Below are 18,152 nucleotides of genomic sequence, written 5' to 3'. Positions count from 1 at the left end.
GTTTTCGAGAATCTTCCTTGGCAAAGGGGCGGAGGGGAATGGCGAGACTCCTGCGGGAAAAAAGTGCTTGGTGAGACCCCACAGGACGCAGTCCGAGGAGGCTCACCGCGCTCCCGCGGAAAGCGAGTCATTCCCCTCCGCCCCCATGCACTCAATAAATGTCTCGAAACTGAGTCTTCCACAATCCTGCCAGTTAGTTGAATAAAGAGGAGTAATTGAGGGTATGGTACATATACTTTAATTGACAAATTATTTTAACTATTCTTATAATACGTGTAAGCATAAACAGGGAGTGATCAGCAGTGGAAGCTCGCCCCGTCCGCAAACAGCCTGGACTCAGCAAGTATCAGTTAATACTTATATCCGCCATCATGGTAGCTGCATTCTTATCTCTATCCATGATTACGAAAAATTTCAATTATACGCTAGCTTCTTTGATTACAGTCGTAGTGATAAACTTCAGTATCTCACTAAAAACTCTCCGCCTACAAAGAAAAAGAGCCTATAAACCCTGACTTTAAACGTCTGGATCTATAGGCTCTTTTTCTTTTCTTCTATCTTGTTGCTTCTTTTGCTTAATGACATGTAGTTCAAGCTTTCCTCCATATGCTGGTCAATCAGCTGAAGCAAGCGTGACAAGTCTTTATTCTTTAATGCTTCGAGCAATAGTTCATGTTCTTTGAATCGCTGTTCTTCGTACAGATCTTCATCTACGAACACATCATACAACATTAAATACACATTAATTTGATTGAGAATTCGTTCTGTAAAGTCAATCAAAAACGTATTTTTCGTCTTTAAAGCAAGGGTCATATGAAATTGCTTGTTCACATCCAGGTACTCCAGAATATCACGGGTTTCGTAGGTTTTTCTTTCATGTTCAATCCATTCTTCCAACTGAAAAAAATCTTCTTCGTTCATCTGGTCGTAAATTTGTTCAAGGGTCATTTTTTCTAAATGACGCCTCATATCAAAAGCCTGCCTTATTTCTTCAATCGTTGGTTCAACAACGAAGGCACCCCGATTGGAGTAAATTTTGACTAATCCCTCTTGTTCCAGCTTTTTCATTGCATTCCGAATAGGGGTGCGCGAAACTTGGAGTTCTTTTCCGATCATGTTTTCAACAAGTTGAGTACCTGGTGGTAAATGACGAAACAAAATATGATTCTTCAAGTATTCGTAGACGTCATCCGTTCTGGATTGGCGCTCATTGAGCGTATCAGTAAACGTTCGGTTCTGGATGTTATCCCACCTTTTATGCCAGACGTTTAAAGTTTTCACCAAGAATTTCATTCATTGAGTGAACCGTAATGAATGCTTGTTCGTCTATCGCAGTCATATATTTTTTTAGACGCGTATAGTCCTTACGGCTGAGAATTGTTGTAATAACTTCTTTATCTTCTTGATTGAAAGCTCCTTTAGCCTGGTGGATCGTAGCTCCTCTCCCAAGCTGGTTGACGATGAAATAACGGACTTGTTCACTTTCACGACTAATAATGACAATCTCTTTATTGTCTTCAAATTGTTGCAGCATGTAGTCAATAACCAGACCATTCAGGATGACACCGAAAAATGCGTACATTCCGACAGTTGGTCCAAATAGAAAAATGGATGACGTTGCAATGGCAATATCAGAGAACAAGACGCCTTTTCCAACCTCAATGGAAAAGAATTTATTCAGGATCATAGCAAGGATATCTGTTCCGCCGGTAGAGGCTCCCTGATGGAACACAAGCGCCATTCCTGACGCCGCTATGATTTGGCCGATGATCAATTGAATGAGAAGGTCGTTACTTAAAGCTTCCTGCATAGGGAAGAATGCTTCCAATCCCCATACCATAAAGGACAGAGCAAAACTTGCATAAATGGTCTTCAGACCAAATTGAAAGCCCAGGAATATAAAACCAACAATAAATAATATGATGTTCAAGATGATCATGATCATTCCTAATGAAAGATCAGGAATGACTTTATTCAGAACGATCGAAGCACCACTTACTCCTCCTGTGGCAAGATCATTTGGTGAGAGGAAAAAATGGACATTGATGGCAACTCCAAGCGCACCTAAGTTCATTAACAGAAAAGACCATACTTTTTTCAGCATCAGAAAGCCTCCTTTTTATGTGGAAATAAGTTAGAATTTGTCGAACGAAATTGTAGTACAATCGGGATTATAGAGCCCATATATACGTTTGTAAACAGCTTTGACTGTAAAAATATAATTTATTTTTTGTAAGCGGTTGAACTTATAATTTTCTAATAAATAAAGGAGTCTGATAGCTGAAATTTCGCAATTTGATGAAATCTAACCCCATGTAAAGAATAAAGCAATATTTTGATATCAATGTTTACGTTAGTTTAATTTTGTCGAATTTGTCCTCCCTTCACCTCGATCATCTAAAAACAGATAAAAAAATCATCATCCGTGTTGGATGATGATTTTCCGAGATTTCTATTTAGGTAACTTGACGGTAACCTTTGTACCTGATCCTTTTTGACTTTCATACGAAATTTCTCCATTCAGGTCTGAGACAATTTTCTTTGTCACCATCACACCCAAACCGGTTCCTTTTTCTTTAGTTGTAAAGAAAGGTTCCCCTATTTTCGCAAGTTCTTGTGGGGTTAATCCAGGTCCATTATCTCTAACGGAAAGCGTTAGATGGGAGCTGGCCATTTGGATGCTTACACGAACCTCTCCTCCTAGATCCACAGCGTCAATTGCATTTTTGACAAGGTTGATAAGGATTTGGTTCAAGCGCTTGGGTTCCGTTTCGAATTTGTCCTGGATAGGATCGCAATCAAAGAGAAGATAGATCTGTTTTTCATTCGCTTCTGGTTCTAACAGACGCAACACATAGGAAACCAGTTGCTCAGGGTCTACCTGCTCCAGCTGAATGGACGATTTCGGCTTAGACAACATCATAAAATCCTGAACGATAGCCTCTATGCGATTAACTTCATCAAGAATGATTTCCTGGTAGTTATCCCTTAATTCAGGATTGGCTGCACCAATTTGAAGGAATCCTTTAATCGCAGTCAGTGGGTTCTTAATCTCATGGGCAATGCCAGCTGACATTTGCGTAATCGTGGACAATTGTTGAGATTTTTCCTTAAGTTCTAACATCTCTTTGTATCCTGTCACGTCCTCATGAATACCAAGGACATAAGAGTTTCCGTAATACTCGACAGGGAAGCCTTTTGTACGAATCCATTTCGTTTTTTCATTAGGGCCTGTAAGACGATATTCGATTTCGCTTTCTTTTTTTGCCATTTCATCTAGAGCTGTCCTCAAAGAAGCCCGATCTGCTTCATGAACTTTTTCCATCAACGAATTCGGATCGAGAAAAGCTTCCCGGCGGGGCATTCCGAACATTTCCTTAAAAGCTGGGCTGACATAATGCAGCTCCTTAAAATCCGGCCGGCTGATCCAAAAGACGTCTTTAATGTTATTCGCAAGTAAGGCAAACCTTTCTTCCGACGCCCTTAAAGCTTTTAATTGATTCTTGTATTCTGTTATATCTTGAAGGAAAACAGTGATTCCCATTTCCGTTGGGTGAACCGTGACTTGAACATCTGTATTGGTTTTCTCGAGATAGCCTTCGAACTCTACAGTTTCCTGGGTTTCCATCGCTCTTAAATACTGTTGAAAGAAATAGTAGTGTTCACGAATCGGAAAGATATCCCACAACTTCTTAAAATAATTCTGTAAGAAAGGAATTTCGGTCATTTCTTCCATTTTCGGATTGGCATACGTAACTTCCCAGTTGTGATTGATCAATGCAAGGCCGTGTGGGAATTTATCGACCAGATGCATCATTCTCTTTTTCATAGGGGAAGACTCCGATCCAAACGTTTGTATCATATTCCGATGATGCTGATATCCAACAGATTGATTCAATGAAAATGTGGCTTCTTTTTGCTTATTCGAAGAGAGAGTCATGGAAGCAGGGCCGTCGAGCATCCCTTTTATACTTTTCAAGGAAAAAGCAATCTGACCATTCGTCAGATGAACCATCTTGCATTGATATTTATGCTTGTTCGCATCAGTCAACTGAACAGACGATTCTCTGAGACCATCTGTAAGAAGACTATGCAGAACCTGTTGTAGTCGTTGTTGTCCTGTGTGACCAAAACTATGGATCCACTGAGAGAATGACATGTCCGACTCTTCAAGTTGAAGTGTTCCTTGCATCTGCTGATTAAGCGTAACCGTTTGTAGACGCAAATCCAGTAAACATGCAGGTGTACCATTCAAACTTAGAACATCCAAAATTTCACCGCTATGCACTTGGTCAGAATACCTCTCTCTAATTACCAATATTAAGACCTCTTTCCTTTTTGCCGTTCAATATTTTCCAGTACGGTTATCATTATAACGTAAGCCTTAACAATTTTGAATATTTTCAAAACAATTCATACATTATTTTTCTATTTACTACAAATTATGAGACAGAAGACAAGTTTATGATCATTTTCTTGTTTCTTTTCAACCTTCGATACTTCTCCACAGTGTTAAGGAAGCATAACTTAAATACGGTTCCCATTCCTTACTCCAATGTTCCATCTGCTCGTATGTCGGTTTATTTTCCAAGCCAAAATAAAACTTCAATGCATTTTGTATTCCAATATCAGCTTTTGGAAAAAGGTTCGGTCGACCAACTCCGAACATCATCCAGTTTTCTGCTGTCCAAGGCCCAATGCCTCTGACCTTTACCAGTTGCTTCATAATCTCCTCATCTGATTCATTCGCTAATGCTTCCAAATCCAGCTTTCCATCCACAATTAAACGTGAGGTATCAATGACATATTCTGCTTTTCGCTGACTGAATTGTAATTCTCGCAAGGTTTCATAAGGAGTCTCTGCCACAGTTTGAGGATCTGGATAAAACCATACTCCGTCCTTTTTTGTTCCCAGTGTTTCAACAAAACGCGTACTCAATGTATATGCGAATTTCATATTCAACTGCTGGTGGATGATGACTTTCATCAAACAGTCATAGAGGTGAAAATCTTTCACAATTGGTGTCCCCGGGTGTGCTTGAAACATGGTTTTCAAACTTGTATCTAAGAAGTGGTGGTGTACTTTTTCTATATCTATATTCCATTGAAATAAATCAGATATGTGGGAGAGCAACGCTTCTTTGTCTTCCTCACTGTCACTCGAGACTTCAAAAGAAGGATCAGCGGTAGTGCCGAGCCCTTGGACACGGACAATGTGATGATTCCCTTCTAATTTCACTGGAACATCCACCCACCGTTCTTCTCTGTTCAAACGGGTTAGAGGGTCAAATGCCCATCGAAGTAATGTGTAATCAAAATCATAAAAAGTGTTTGCTTTAAACTTTTCTTTCCACAAACTGTTTTTCCTCCCTTTTGTCGGACGATTTGTTTATATTTTGTTAAGAATGGGAACTATGCCCTAATATCCTCTTTTACTCATTTCCAACTTCATCCCTTTTCAAACATTCTTCTACATCCACATACATATGTCCACCCACTGTTTTCGATTTAATTTCTCTTCCACCCATTCCTCATTAGAAAGGAAAAACCACTACACAGGGTGTGCAGTGGTTTAAACTCAGAGTCCCCAGACAGGCGCTGGAACCATCTGTTTGATCATAAGATCATTCAAACTTCCAAAACTATATCCTCTTTTTCTTAGTTCATCAATCAGTTGAGCCAAGGCTTCCGCATTATCTTGAGAAACGGTGTGCAGCAGGATGACAGCACCTGGGTGAATTTGGTCGATAACACTCCGATAGGCATATTCCCATCCTTGTTGTTTGTCTGTCTCCCAGTCCACAAAAGCAAGAGACCAAAAGGCATGAGTGTATCCAAATTCTTTCGCCCACCCTAAAGTTTCCTCATTAAAGGTTCCGCGCGGCGGACGAACGAAAGTCATCACTTCCTGATCGGTCAACTCTTTGACAGCTTCGTCCACCCTTTCTAACTCCTGCTTCATTTTTCCCTTCGATACTTTTGTGAAATCAGGATGGCTCCAGGAATGATTCCCAATTAAATGCCCTTCCTTCGCCATCCGTTTTAAAAGGTCAGGTGCACTTTCAATATAATGACCGGTGACAAAAAAAGTGGCCGGCACACCTTTATCCTTTAATACATCGAGGACTTGACCGGTGTACCCTTGTTCATAGCCATTGTCAAATGTCAAATAAACAATCGGGTCACCCGAAGGGTCCACATAAAACCCATCATACTTTTCAATCATCGGCCCATACCTTCCCACATCAGGTACAGAACCATCTTTCTTCTTACTGAAACCCCAGCCTTCAGCCAAGGTCTGATTTGGCAAAATCAAGAGGACTAACACCAGTACTAAGGCAAAAGTTCTTTTCCACATAACGGACCACTCACTTTTTTCTTAGTATGTGTGGACTTTTGATGAATATAAAAAAAGGCACGTGGGAAAATTACCCACATGCCTTTTATAAAAATAGCGATGCTGCCCATCCGAAGATGAAGAGTGGAATATTAAAATGTAAGAATGTCGGCACACAAGTATCCCAAATATGATTGTGCCTTCCATCTGCATTCAATCCGGATGTCGGACCAAGTGTACTGTCAGACGCAGGAGAACCAGCATCACCTAAGGCTCCAGCGGTTCCAATCAAAGCAGCTGTTGCCATTGGTGAGAATCCGGCTGACAAACAAATGGGTACGAAAAGTGCGGCCAATATCGGAATGGTGGCAAAAGAAGAACCGATACCCATAGTTACGATTAAGCCGACAAGAAGTAGTAAGAACGCGATGAATGCTTGATTATCACCAAGATAGGCGGAACTGACTTCGACAAGAGCTGATACAGAATCTGTTTCTGTCAGAACGTTTGCATATCCTGCTGCTACTAACATAACAAAAGCGATGAAACCCATCATACCGATTCCTTCATTCATTACCTTGTCTCCTTTATAATAAGGCACGACCCGGAAGATGAACATAAGGATGATTCCTGCGAGTGCAGCTAAAATAAGGTTCTGCCAAACCGCTTGAATCACTAAGGTGACAACGATGGCGACTATTGTCCAGAAATGTTGAAGGTTGAACTTGGCCGGTTGTACTTTCTCTACTTCAAACCCGTTTCCCTCTGTGGCTACATCCGGCAATTCACGTTTTTTCCGATACGTAATAAAAATAGCAATGAAAAGACCAACAATCATCCCTGATCCTGGAATGATCAAAGATTGAGCGATCGACCCGATGCCAAGATCGATTCCACTGCTGCTCATCGATGATTGAATCGTTTCATGGAAGATGTATCCAAACCCGACCGGCAACATCACATAAGGTGCTTTCAAACCAAAGGTCAACGCGGCCGCAACTGCACGGCGGTCCAATTTCATTTCATCAAATAATTTCAGTAATGGTGGAATTAAAATAGGAATAAAAGCGATGTGTACAGGGATTACATTCTGGGACAAGCTCGCCACAAATGCGATGACTAGTACCATCATTGTTCGTTTATCCTTTAAAACTCGAAGCAGATAGCCAATCAGCAATGAAGTAATCCCCGAATAGCTGATCGCTACAGCAAAGGCTCCTAATAGTATATAACTAAGCGCTACGCTTGCCTGTTCGCCCATACCGCCGACAAGCAATTCTAATGAACTCACTAAAGTCTCCCCGTTCATGAGTCCTGCGGTCAGCCCTGCGGCAAGAATAGCGATAATGACATTCACACGTAATAAACTTAAGACTGTCATTACCAGGACAGAGACAACAACTGCCCATGCCATAAAGCATTCTCCTCTCATTCTTTTCATACATTAACGATTTATCATGATAAAGCACGAACGCAAAAAAATCAACCCTCAAAATAATTGAGAGTCAATTCTAACGATTCACTGTTTATTCCATGTTCTTTTCAAGGTCTTCCAACATGGAAATAAGACGATCGATATCTTCAACAGAAGTTTCTTCCGGGTCTAACTTTTCAATACGTCCCATAAAATCCGCCAGGCGCACTTTGAGATCCTCGATTCTTTCTTGTTGTGACATTCCTCTGCACCTCTTTTCTGTATCATTCACGTTTTAACCACGTCCATCATAGTACATGTCAAAAGACCTGTCCACAAAGAAGAAATCCCCCCACCACTAATGCTATAATGCTTGGTAGAACATATAGGAGGACGAACTCATGTCATTAGACGATTTTAATTCTTACTTAGAAGAAAACCCAATAATCAGGTTATTAGTAATAGCAGCGATACTTTTTGTAGTTGTTCTCATCCTCCGTAAAGTCATTCATACATTTTTCAAAAAAACGGACTTTATTGAGGAAAGAAAAGAAAACACTCTCGAATCCATGCTCAACTCCATCATCAGTTATACAGCACTTATAGGTTTCATATTTGTCATCCTTGATGAATTCATTTCTATTGAAAGGCTGCTTGCTGGGGCTGGAGTCATCGGAATTATTGTAGGTATTGGTGCTCAAAGTTTGATCAAAGACTTTTTTGCTGGGCTGTTCTTTCTATATGAAAAGCAGCTTCATAAAGGGGACTTCATTTCGGTCAACAACACCTTCCACGGTACAGTGGAGGACATTGGCCTCCGGTTCTTAAAGGTCCGTCAATGGAGTGGAAAGTTACTCACCATAAGCAATGGTCAAATCAAAACGATTGAAAATTATAACTTTGAATACATGCGCGTGATTGAAAAGGTGACGACAAGCTTTCATCAAGACCCTAAACAAGCGTATCAAGTCTTAGAAAAAGCTTGTGAGCGTTTAAATGAAGAATTACATGAATACTTGAAGAAAGATTTGACGGATAAGCCTTATGAACCTTTTCAAGTATATGGGATGTCTTCTTTGAACCACGAACACCGGGGTTATGAATACACAGTCGTCGGTGTGGTCAATGACTTAGTTTACTGGACGGCAGCAAAAAAAACGCGCCTCATTCTTGCTGAAGAATTGTTTGAAAACAACCTCTTCATGGCAGAACAGCGCGTCGAATTGAATTCATCTGGTCATGAAGACCATCATTTCACTTCAAATGAAAAGCTCACGTGATCTTGGATCGGGATCCATGCCCCGATTCCCTGTCTCGTGACATTTTTTACGTTCAACGTTTTTTTCGAACCTTTGAGCTGAATGTAAACATCCCCAAAGGTCACTTCCCCTTTTTCATTCACAGCTGGTGCATAAGCATGCAGAATACCCACTTTGTTCGTTGGTACACCATAGGTATTATTTTGCTTCGTCCCTTTACCAATAACGGTATTGAATGAAAGTGGAAGCTTTGTGTTCTTTTGTGCTTCCAGAAGAATAAGCTTCATCATTTGGTCGCTGTGACTAATTCTTGAAGTTAGCCCACCTTTGATCTGCTTTTCTTCTTTTTGGACATAACTCAGCTTTTCTGTCTGCTTTCCACCATGGTTGCTGTATTCATTCGTATTGATCTCCTGGTATTCCCAATTGATATTCGTCTCTTTGGATTCATAAGCAAGCGGCCATCGGCCTAAAAAAATCTCACCTCTGTAACCAATAGCGAACGGAGATGGTTTCAATGATGTTTCATTCAACATCTCAATCAACTGCGGATTCGTCACTCGAATATCCGTATCTTCCATCAATTCTTTCGTGATTTCTTCCTCTTCCAGCAATTCTTGATCATCTGTCGAATTCGGATACGTGTTGTCCTTAGATATGTTCAGCACATGATTCGGAATCGCACTTTCTTTTTCTGCTTTCTTATTTTCAGCTGATATCGATCCAGCACTGATGAACATGAAGATCCCAATAAATATGATCAGTCCTAACCATTTTCTTTTCACATCATGGGCCACCTTTCTTTTTTTCTATTTTGTGAAAAATGGCCCGGACTATACACAGGGAATCAAGAAAGCATCTTGTTCATAACGTGATTCGCCTTCCCATCGAAAAACTGAATGAAAGGTCCGATCAGGACAATAATAATCACGGTACCGATTCCAATCGGTCCTCCCAGGACTAAAGCAAGCACAAGTGCAAAGACTTCTGTCAACGTTTTTGCCGTTCTTAAACTGAAGCCGAACCTCTTCTGCAAAGCAACCATGAAGCCATCAATAGGGTTCAGAGAAAACTTCGGCTGTAAGTATAAAGAAACTCCAAAAGCAATGATTGCAATCCCGCCAACCAGCACCGTCAATTGAATCCAAAAAGATGCGAGACCGAAAGTATCGAAAACCGATAACATCCAAAAATCAATGAATTGTCCAATGACAAAGATGGTGATAACCGCCAATAAATCCGGCTTTTCCTTGGCAATGATAGCGTTTGTAAAAATCAGCATAGCCCCGATAATAATGACCCAGCTCCCCACAGTAAAACCAATGGTCTCAGACAGGCCGACATTAACAGCATCCCAAGCGCCAGCGCCGAGATCTGATTTGATTGTTAAGGTGATCCCAAGGGAAATGATGATTAACCCGATCAAATAAAAGAAAGCTTTAACAAAAATATTCCTCATTCCATCTCTCTCCTCTTTCTTGTATGTATGGCCAGACAAAATTGTTGGCACTTCAACATTTATTTCACTATATGGCAGGTTTCTTGAGGACTCAGTTTCGAGACTTTTGTGTGGTTCTAGGAGCTCCGGGAAAAGGTTCGCTTTCCATGGGGCGGGCGGTGAGCTTCCTCAGGCTACGCCTTCCGGGGTCTCACCTGTCCCACACGTCCCATAGGAGTCTCACCGTTTCCCTCCGCCCCTTTGCCATGGAATAGATTCTCGAAACCAACACTAAAAGGGCAGCTTTTATGATTTTGATAGGTGGATTATAGAACCCCTGCACTTATAAGTAAGGTTCTAATCCTTCTCACCTAGGCAAGCGTAAAGGGCTTTGTATCAAGTATTTACGTTTTCTAAACGTCCATTGGGTAGAGTTTAGATCATCCTCTTCCCATAACCATACGAGCTGATTTTTTAAGTAGTGGTTTCGAGATACTTATATGGCAAAGGGGCGGAGGGGAATGGCGAGACTCCTGCGGGAAAAGAGTGCTTAGTGAGACCCCACAGGACGCAGTCCGAGGAGGCTCACCGCGCTCCCGCGGAAAGCGAGCTATTCCCCTCCGCCCCATCCACTCAACAAAAGTCTCGAAACTGAGTCTTCCACAAACGGGAGCTTATACGCAATAGAATAAAGCACAAAAAAAGAGCGCTTATCCAAATTCAGGATAAGGCTCTTTCATTTTACTTGCTTAATTGAATGCACTCAAGCGTTTCTTCAACTTCTATACTATTTTGAACCGATTGAACCATAGAACAATTTTTCTGGGAGATCTCCAGATTCTTTAACAACTTGTCCTGGTTCAAGTGATACCCTTTAATAACATAATGAAGATAGATCTTTTCAATACGATTGGCCTCATCAGGATTCCTCTCTACCTCAGCCGTCACTTTAATATCTTCATAATCCGTGCGTTGTTTATCTAAAATCTTCCTGAAAACTCCGATGCTGCAACCCGCAATCGATGCAACCATAAGCTGATATGGGCGGAAACCGAACGTCTCATCACCTGAAATGTTCATTTGACCGTACTCAAATGACGTGCGTACACCGTTTTCCTTTAAATAAAAGTCCATCATTCATTCACTCCTTTGACAATATGCTGCGCCTTTAGTTTTATAATAACCGTTTTCAGTAAGGAAATAACCTTCTTATGAGAAAGAAAAACTTGTCCCCTCCTATTGATTTCTTATACGATAAGGAAGTATGAAAAAAGGGGGCCGTCAGTTATGGTATCCAAACAAACACGATTCTGGATTTTGATAGGTCTTGTAACCATATCAGGATTTTCCCAGGGGATGCTCCTTCCATTGATTGCTGTTATCCTTGAACAGAACGGCATTTCTTCCTCTATTAATGGATTGCATGCTACCGGGCTTTACATAGGTATTTTACTTTCTTCTCCATTCATGGAAAGACCTCTGCAACGTATTGGTTATAAACCAATGATTATGGTAGGAGGGGCTCTGGTTGTTGTGTCTCTTGCCTTATTTCCATTCTGGCAGGCGCTATGGTTCTGGTTCATTTTAAGAGTCACCATTGGAATCGGTGACCAAATCCTTCACTTTGGAACTCAAACGTGGATCACAGCTACAGCTGAAAAACACAACCGTGGCAGAAGCATCGCTTATTACGGCCTGTTTTTTAGTGTCGGCTTTACGCTTGGACCGCTGATGACCAACTTATTGGCATTTGGTATCTATGTACCATTCATCATTTCCTCATCCTTAAGTTTTATCGTCTGGTTATTCATGATTTGGGTGAGAAATGAAACACCTGAAAAAGAACATACCACAGCCTATGGAACGAGTTCAATCAAAAGGTTTGCTAAAGCCATTCGTCTGGCCTGGGTTGCTTTTTTGCCACCTCTTGCCTATGGATTTCTGGAAGCAACCCTTCATGGAATCTTTCCTGTGTACGGGATGAGGATTGGACATGATGTTAACTTATTATCCTTAATCATTCCGTGTTTTGCTGCAGCCAGTTTATTTTCTCAAATTCCTTTGGGCGCATTAAGTGATCGGATTGGAAGAAAAAAAGTCATCTTAACCGTCGTAGCTGGGGGAATCGTCGCCTTCCTTGCGGCTGCTCTCTTTGAAAACTCTGTGGTCGCTCTCTTCGCCACTTTCGCATTAGGCGGTTTATTTGTGGGTTCCTTGTTCTCTTTAGGCATTTCATTTATGACAGACTTACTTCCAAAAAACCTTCTTCCTGCTGGAAACATATTATGCGGAATGGCATTTAGTGTCGGAAGTATTCTAGGTCCTTTCTTGTCTGGTTTTTTCTTGGATCTTTGGCCAAATCTATCGTTTTTCTACGTCATCGTCACTCTTTTGATCTTCGTTTTTACAGCTACTCTTTACAAAAAAGATCCAGGTGCACCTTCACTGCAAGAAGCTTGAGCTTTTCCTTGGAACGAAAGGATGAAGAGCAGATATAAAAAAGCTGTGGACATGTTGTCCACAGCTTTTTTATTTTGAAAGAGCTTGTGTCAGTACATCAAGGTTTTGTTCCATTAAGCTGAAGTAATCTTCATCGTTTTTAACATTTTCTTTCGTTAAAACAGACAAGTTGTGAAAACGGAGCGCTTCTGCTCCGATTTCATTTTGGATCACTTCTGAAACTTTCGGAGTGATGTTCTGTTCAAAAACCACGTATTCAAGATTGTTTGACTCGGCAACTTGAACGATATTTTCAAGGTCTTTTTGAGAGGGCTCATTTGTCGGACTTAGGCCTGAAACAGCAATCTGCTCTATGCCGTAAGCCTCTTCCCAATAACCATAGGCTGCATGGGAAACAATAATTTTACTTTTAGCTTTAGATTCTACACGCTCATGAAATGCCTGATCTAAATCCATCAGTTTCGCTTGAAGTTCTTCATAGTTTTCTTCATAAAGTCCTTCTTCTTCTGGATTCATTTCAATCAACTGATTTTTGATTCCCTCTGCCATTTGTACAGCACGTACAGGATCCAACCAAACGTGAGGGTCTTTTTCACCGTGGCCGTGGCCGTCATGGGAATCTTCTCCTTTGGCATGTTCATCTTCTTCATGACCATGTTCATCTTCTCCATGTGCATGCTCATCTTCACCGTGATGATCTTCTCCCTCGGCACCTTCTCCATGATTATGAACATGTTCTTTCAAGTCAAGGTCCCCTGCTGCTTCCAGGATTTCTACACCCTCTGGCTGAATTGATTCAGAAATTTTCTTTGCGTAACCTTCTAAACCAGCCCCATTATAAACAAAGAGATCCGCTTCTGCCATCTTCACCATTTCCTTGGTCGTCGGCTCATAAGTGTGTGCGTCTGAACCCGGAGGCAAAATGGATTGTACGTTGACTGTCTCTCCACCTATTTGTTCAGTAAAAAACTGTAAAGGATAAACCGTAGTATAAACGTTTAGTTCTCCGTTATCGTCACCTGTTTTTTCATTACCCTGCTCGGTTGCCGTCTCTTCATTTCCACAAGCAGTAATCAATAAAATGGTAAGTATAAAAGATAACATGATTGCTAGTTTCTTCATTCGTCGACCTCCTCGTCTTTCCAAACAGATTATATCGTAACCATTACACTTTGTAAACAGTAACCATTACTTTTTGATAAGCGCAAAAAAAGATACCCGCGTTAAGACGCAGGTTCTTTTTCAAACCAAGGCATAAATCAGTTACATTGCGGACATTTGCCGTATATTTCGAACTTGTGGTTTTCAACATCATATCCATTCAGGTTCTCATTAATACTATCCATCGGGCAGAATTCAATCGATTTCGTTTTTCCACATGTGGTGCAAATGAAGTGATGGTGATGGCCATGTGTATCACACCCTAAACGAAAATGCTTTTCTCCGCCAAGCTCTGTAGCTTCTAAAATATCAACGTCTGTCAGCATATAAAGATTTCGATAGATCGTATCATAACTCACACCAGGAAAATGGTTCTGTATTTCCTTAAGAATTTCTTTCGCTGCAATATACTGGTCTTGTTTCACAAAAATCTCTAAAATACGTTCTCTTTGCTTCGTTCTTTTATATCCTTTTTCCTTTAGTCTCTGCAAAGCTGTTTCTACATTCATTATGCTTCACCCTTTATCCATTGTTGAGCTCGGACTCGTTTGTAAAGAATCGACATAATTAAAATCAAAATGGCTGTCACGACAATCGTTCCACCTGGAGGTACACTAAGATGATAGGACGAAAAGAGACCGATCAGGACAGAGGTTTCCCCAAAAGCGATGGATAGACCAATCGTCTGCTTGAAACTCTTTGCAATCCGGATCGCTGAAGCCACTGGTAAAGTCATCAAAGCTGATACAAGTAAAATCCCAACTACCTGCATAGAGGACGCGATGACCAGTGCAACCATGACGATAAACAGCAAATGAATCCATCTTCCATTTACCCCAGACACAGAGGCGTGTTCCTCGTCGAACGACAGCACGAAAAGTTCCTTATAAAACAGAATGACAATAAGAATAACAATGGAAGTAATCACCAGCACGGTCCACATACTATCACGGCTGACAGCTGTTACACTTCCGAATAAATAGCTAAATAAGTCCGTATTAAATCCATCTGCAAGAGAAATGAGAATCACACCGACACCGATCCCACCGGAAAGAATAATAGGAATGGCAAGTTCTTCATAGTGTTTATACACCTTTCGAAGACGCTCAATCAATATCGCTCCGAACACGGAAAAGGCCATCCCCATGTAAATCGGATTCCATTCATTGACAGCCGTCACTCTTTTTTCAAGCAGCAAACTTGCAGCAATCCCGGTTAACGTAATGTGGGATAAGGCATCAGCAATTAACGACAGGCGTCTGACCACAATGAACACTCCCAATAAAGGAGCAACGATACCGATTAATATTCCTGTTATAGCGGCATTTTGTAAGAATTCATATTGTAGAAAACTATCAATCATTGTGGGTCACCTCATGATGTGTGTGATTATGGGTCAGCTGCTGGACGGAATGACCATAGAGCTGGTTGAGGTCCTCTTCACTAAATTCCTTATAATCTTCTGAAGCACCGTGGAAATGGACCGTTTTATTCATACAAATGACGTGCGATGCATGATCGGTAATGGTCCCGATATCATGAGTGACCATCAAGAGGGTGATTCCCTGCTCTTTATTCAGTTTACCAAGCAAATCATAAAACTCTGTGACGTGCTTCGCATCTACCCCGACCGTCGGTTCATCCAGAATTAATAAGGAGGGGTCACTCACTAAGGCCCTTGCAATAAACACCCGCTGCTGCTGCCCTCCGGACAATTCTCCGATATTAGAGTAGGCGTATTCCTCCATTTCTACGACTCTCAATGCTTCCAATGCTTTCTCTTTATGTTTTTTATTAAAGAATTTAAATGCTCCAATTCGGGAGACCAGCCCGGTCTTTACAACTTCAATCACCGTCGCAGGAAAACCAGAATTGAAACTGTTAGCTTTTTGTGAGACAAATCCAATCTCCTGCCAATCCTGATAGTGCTTCAAAGTCTGACCGAATAAGCGAATGGAACCATGATCCGGCTTAACAAGACCCAGCATCAATTTAATTAATGTGGACTTACCTGAACCATTCGGGCCGACAAGACCGAGGAACTGGCCTGATTGAATGTCCAAGTTTACGTCTTTAACGACCCATTCTCTATCATATTTAAAAGATACATTTTCTAACTTTACTATTGTTTCATTTCCCATGGTCAATCCCTCTCGAAATAATAATCATTACGAATTAAATTATAATGGATATGTACGTCAAAGTAAAAACGTCTGTATTATAGCCTTCCCTTTTTGAAACATATGTTAATCAATAATCGTTACGATTTAAATGCACAAGGACCATCATAAAGGAGGAAGCGTTCCGAATCAAGACTATTTTTCAGTTCCGTCCACGGTGGTAGATTTCTCCTTTACATTAATTAATAAGAATGGTCCCGGGCATGAGCTTACTAACGTTCTTGCCTGACACCTGTTCACGTTCCACAGCTGCCAAATATGAAAAAATACGGAAAGACAAAAAAACCAGAGCTGAATGAAAAGCTCTGGCTACATGGTTTATAGATATCGGTTGTGACGCTTCTCCAAATAATCTTGAAGAGCGGAAAAAATCATAGTAAGCGGCCAATACACAAGGGCTGCTGTAATATACATCGTCATTGAATCGACCGTACGTCCTGCTGCAATTTGTGCTTTGTTCAAAATCTCAGGAACAGAAATCATGGCAGCAAGCGATGTGGCTTTCAGCAAATCAAGAAAGACATTCCCAAGAGGCGGGATGGCAATTCTCGTTGCCTGCGGCATGATAATTCTCCTTATCGCCTGCCAATACGTAAATCCCAGAGCACGGGATGATTCCCATTGACCATTCGGAACACTGTTCAAAGAAGCTCGATTGATTTCTGCTATATAGGCTGCACTGTTTGTTCCAAATCCGATGATGGCAGCAACGGTTGCCGGCATTTTAATGCCTACAACAGGAAGACCGAAATACAAAACGAATAAATACACGAGGATCGGTGTGCCTCGCATGAAAGATATATAAAATCGGGCAGGCCATCTCAGCCAGACACGGTCCGATCCTCTCGCAAGGGCTAAAAAGAAGCCCAGAATGAGCCCTACCACCATACCACTTAAAGCAACAAGCAAGGTTAAAGGCACACCTTCAAGAATGAAAGGAAGATTCGCCCAGGCGCGCTCTGCGTTAAAAAGCTTCTCGATTTGAATTTCGTTTATTTCGATACCTAACATAAGGATCTCCTTACAGTTCTAGTCCTTCGATTTCACGGATATCCGCTTCTGGTTTTTTAGAAGCATCCTTGCCACCGAAGAACTCTTCAGAAAGCTTCGTAAGGGTTCCATCTTCATGCATTTCCTGCAATACGGCATCGATTTCTTTCTTCATTTCGGAGGCATCATTCGGCATAACAATAGCGGAGTTCGTCGGATGGAACTTCAAGTCCGGGTGTAGTTGAACTTCGATATTAGGCAGTGCTTTTAATGCAAGAGACTGTAAGTAGTAATCATTGATGATGAAGTCTGTATTTCCGTTTTCCACATCACGCAAATAAACATCATTGGTTACATTACCGTATGTTTTCGTCTCAGCACCAAAGTGTTCAGCGATTTGGGAGAACACCGTAGTCGCTCCACCACCATGTGTTTTTCCTTCGAGGTCCTCCAATTTTTCAATCCCGGATAAGTCAGACTCACGGACAATCATTGTGGAATAAGAATACTTATATGGTTCACTAAACGTAAACTGTTCTTGACGGGCTTTTGTTACTTCCATGTCGTTAATCACGGCATCTATACGGCCACTGTTGATGGCAGAAAGTAATCCATCGACTCCGTATTCTTCAAATTTCAACTCAAGACCGAGACGGTCAGCTACTTCTCTCATAATTTCTACGTCATATCCAGTCATCTCATCAGATTCTTCTGGATAATAAGAAGCTGGGAAAAGCGTACCGGAAGTACCGACAACAATCTCCCCTTTTTCCTGAATTTCGCTCCATTTGCTATCGGAAGCTTCTTCGCTCCCATTGCTATCTGAACCGCTCTCTCCGTCCTCACTGGAACCACAAGCAGCGAGGAATGCAGCAAGAATAAGCATAAGTATAAATAAAAGACCTTTGCGCAT

General features: G+C 41.3%; 18 protein-coding genes. 2 read left to right on the top strand and 16 right to left on the bottom strand.

All coding sequences use genetic code 11. The features are described from left to right. Positions 1 to 531: 531 nt before the first annotated feature. From GLW00_RS11880 to GLW00_RS20510, 7 genes are all read right to left on the bottom strand, one after another. Positions 532 to 1,281, bottom strand: a complete 750-nt coding sequence (locus GLW00_RS11880; RefSeq protein WP_335808472.1) for a GntR family transcriptional regulator — start codon at positions 1,279 to 1,281, stop codon at positions 532 to 534. Continuing rightward, positions 1,256 to 2,104: a YitT family protein gene (locus tag GLW00_RS11875; RefSeq protein ID WP_160914303.1), complete on the bottom strand. Its 849-nt coding sequence runs from the start codon at positions 2,102 to 2,104 to the stop codon at positions 1,256 to 1,258. The genes GLW00_RS11880 and GLW00_RS11875 overlap by 26 nt, the downstream gene beginning before the upstream one ends. A gap of 348 nt (positions 2,105 to 2,452) precedes the next feature. After that, positions 2,453 to 4,318, bottom strand: coding sequence for a PAS domain-containing sensor histidine kinase (locus tag GLW00_RS11870; RefSeq protein WP_237417489.1), 1,866 nt, complete (start codon positions 4,316 to 4,318; stop codon positions 2,453 to 2,455). Positions 4,319 to 4,486: 168 nt separating this feature from the next. Beyond that, positions 4,487 to 5,356: a DNA-3-methyladenine glycosylase family protein gene (locus GLW00_RS11865; RefSeq protein WP_160914301.1), complete on the bottom strand. Its 870-nt coding sequence runs from the start codon at positions 5,354 to 5,356 to the stop codon at positions 4,487 to 4,489. A gap of 222 nt (positions 5,357 to 5,578) precedes the next feature. Continuing rightward, on the bottom strand, positions 5,579 to 6,358 hold the full coding sequence (gene pdaA, locus GLW00_RS11860) for a delta-lactam-biosynthetic de-N-acetylase (protein ID WP_160914299.1): 780 nt from the start codon (positions 6,356 to 6,358) through the stop codon (positions 5,579 to 5,581). A gap of 85 nt (positions 6,359 to 6,443) precedes the next feature. Next, positions 6,444 to 7,751, bottom strand: a complete 1,308-nt coding sequence (locus tag GLW00_RS11855) for a Na+/H+ antiporter family protein (protein ID WP_160914297.1) — start codon at positions 7,749 to 7,751, stop codon at positions 6,444 to 6,446. 112 nt (positions 7,752 to 7,863) lie between these two features. After that, the gene (locus GLW00_RS20510; RefSeq protein ID WP_167356021.1) at positions 7,864 to 8,013 is read right to left on the bottom strand and encodes an SE1561 family protein; all 150 of its coding nucleotides are present in this window, start codon (positions 8,011 to 8,013) and stop codon (positions 7,864 to 7,866) included. A 139-nt stretch (positions 8,014 to 8,152) separates the two neighbouring features. Here GLW00_RS20510 and GLW00_RS11850 point away from each other — a divergent pair, with 139 nt between their 5' ends. Then, positions 8,153 to 9,031, top strand: a complete 879-nt coding sequence (locus GLW00_RS11850; RefSeq protein ID WP_160914295.1) for a mechanosensitive ion channel family protein — start codon at positions 8,153 to 8,155, stop codon at positions 9,029 to 9,031. On the opposite strand, the gene GLW00_RS11845 is transcribed toward GLW00_RS11850, so the two are convergent. From GLW00_RS11845 to GLW00_RS11835, 3 genes are all read right to left on the bottom strand, one after another. Continuing rightward, positions 9,001 to 9,795, bottom strand: a complete 795-nt coding sequence (locus GLW00_RS11845; RefSeq protein WP_160914294.1) for a YfkD family protein — start codon at positions 9,793 to 9,795, stop codon at positions 9,001 to 9,003. The genes GLW00_RS11850 and GLW00_RS11845 overlap by 31 nt on opposite strands. Positions 9,796 to 9,857: 62 nt before the next feature. Continuing rightward, complete coding sequence (locus GLW00_RS11840) at positions 9,858 to 10,469, bottom strand: YczE/YyaS/YitT family protein (RefSeq protein WP_160914292.1); 612 nt, start codon at positions 10,467 to 10,469, stop codon at positions 9,858 to 9,860. A 720-nt stretch (positions 10,470 to 11,189) separates the two neighbouring features. Next, the gene (locus GLW00_RS11835; RefSeq protein ID WP_160914330.1) at positions 11,190 to 11,582 is read right to left on the bottom strand and encodes an OsmC family protein; all 393 of its coding nucleotides are present in this window, start codon (positions 11,580 to 11,582) and stop codon (positions 11,190 to 11,192) included. A 153-nt stretch (positions 11,583 to 11,735) separates the two neighbouring features. On the opposite strand from GLW00_RS11835, the gene GLW00_RS11830 reads away from it, so the two are divergent. Next, the gene (locus GLW00_RS11830) at positions 11,736 to 12,908 is read left to right on the top strand and encodes an MFS transporter (RefSeq protein ID WP_160914290.1); all 1,173 of its coding nucleotides are present in this window, start codon (positions 11,736 to 11,738) and stop codon (positions 12,906 to 12,908) included. 69 nt (positions 12,909 to 12,977) lie between these two features. Here the strand turns inward: GLW00_RS11830 and GLW00_RS11825 are convergent, their stop codons facing one another. The 6 genes from GLW00_RS11825 to GLW00_RS11800 all read right to left on the bottom strand — a co-directional run bounded on the left by GLW00_RS11825 (position 12,978) and on the right by GLW00_RS11800 (position 18,152). Further along, a complete protein-coding gene (locus tag GLW00_RS11825) occupies positions 12,978 to 14,030 on the bottom strand; it encodes a metal ABC transporter solute-binding protein, Zn/Mn family (protein ID WP_160914288.1) in 1,053 nt (350 codons plus the stop codon). A gap of 137 nt (positions 14,031 to 14,167) precedes the next feature. Then, on the bottom strand, positions 14,168 to 14,578 hold the full coding sequence (locus GLW00_RS11820; RefSeq protein WP_160914286.1) for a Fur family transcriptional regulator: 411 nt from the start codon (positions 14,576 to 14,578) through the stop codon (positions 14,168 to 14,170). After that, a complete protein-coding gene (locus GLW00_RS11815; RefSeq protein WP_160914285.1) occupies positions 14,578 to 15,432 on the bottom strand; it encodes a metal ABC transporter permease in 855 nt (284 codons plus the stop codon). Before GLW00_RS11815 ends, GLW00_RS11820 begins: the two co-directional genes overlap by 1 nt. Next, complete coding sequence (locus GLW00_RS11810) at positions 15,425 to 16,210, bottom strand: metal ABC transporter ATP-binding protein (RefSeq protein ID WP_160914283.1); 786 nt, start codon at positions 16,208 to 16,210, stop codon at positions 15,425 to 15,427. The genes GLW00_RS11815 and GLW00_RS11810 overlap by 8 nt, the downstream gene beginning before the upstream one ends. 357 nt (positions 16,211 to 16,567) lie before the next feature. After that, entirely contained in the window at positions 16,568 to 17,260 is a 693-nt protein-coding gene (locus tag GLW00_RS11805) for an amino acid ABC transporter permease (RefSeq protein ID WP_160914281.1), read from the bottom strand. Between the two features lie 10 nt (positions 17,261 to 17,270). Continuing rightward, entirely contained in the window at positions 17,271 to 18,152 is an 882-nt protein-coding gene (locus GLW00_RS11800) for a transporter substrate-binding domain-containing protein (protein ID WP_160914279.1), read from the bottom strand.

Source organism: Halobacillus litoralis (genome assembly GCF_009856445.1).
GTDB classification, from domain to species: Bacteria; Bacillota; Bacilli; order Bacillales; family Halobacillaceae; genus Halobacillus; species Halobacillus litoralis.
Note: the sequence above shows the minus strand (reverse complement) of the source record. Positions and strands in the feature narration are given on the sequence as shown.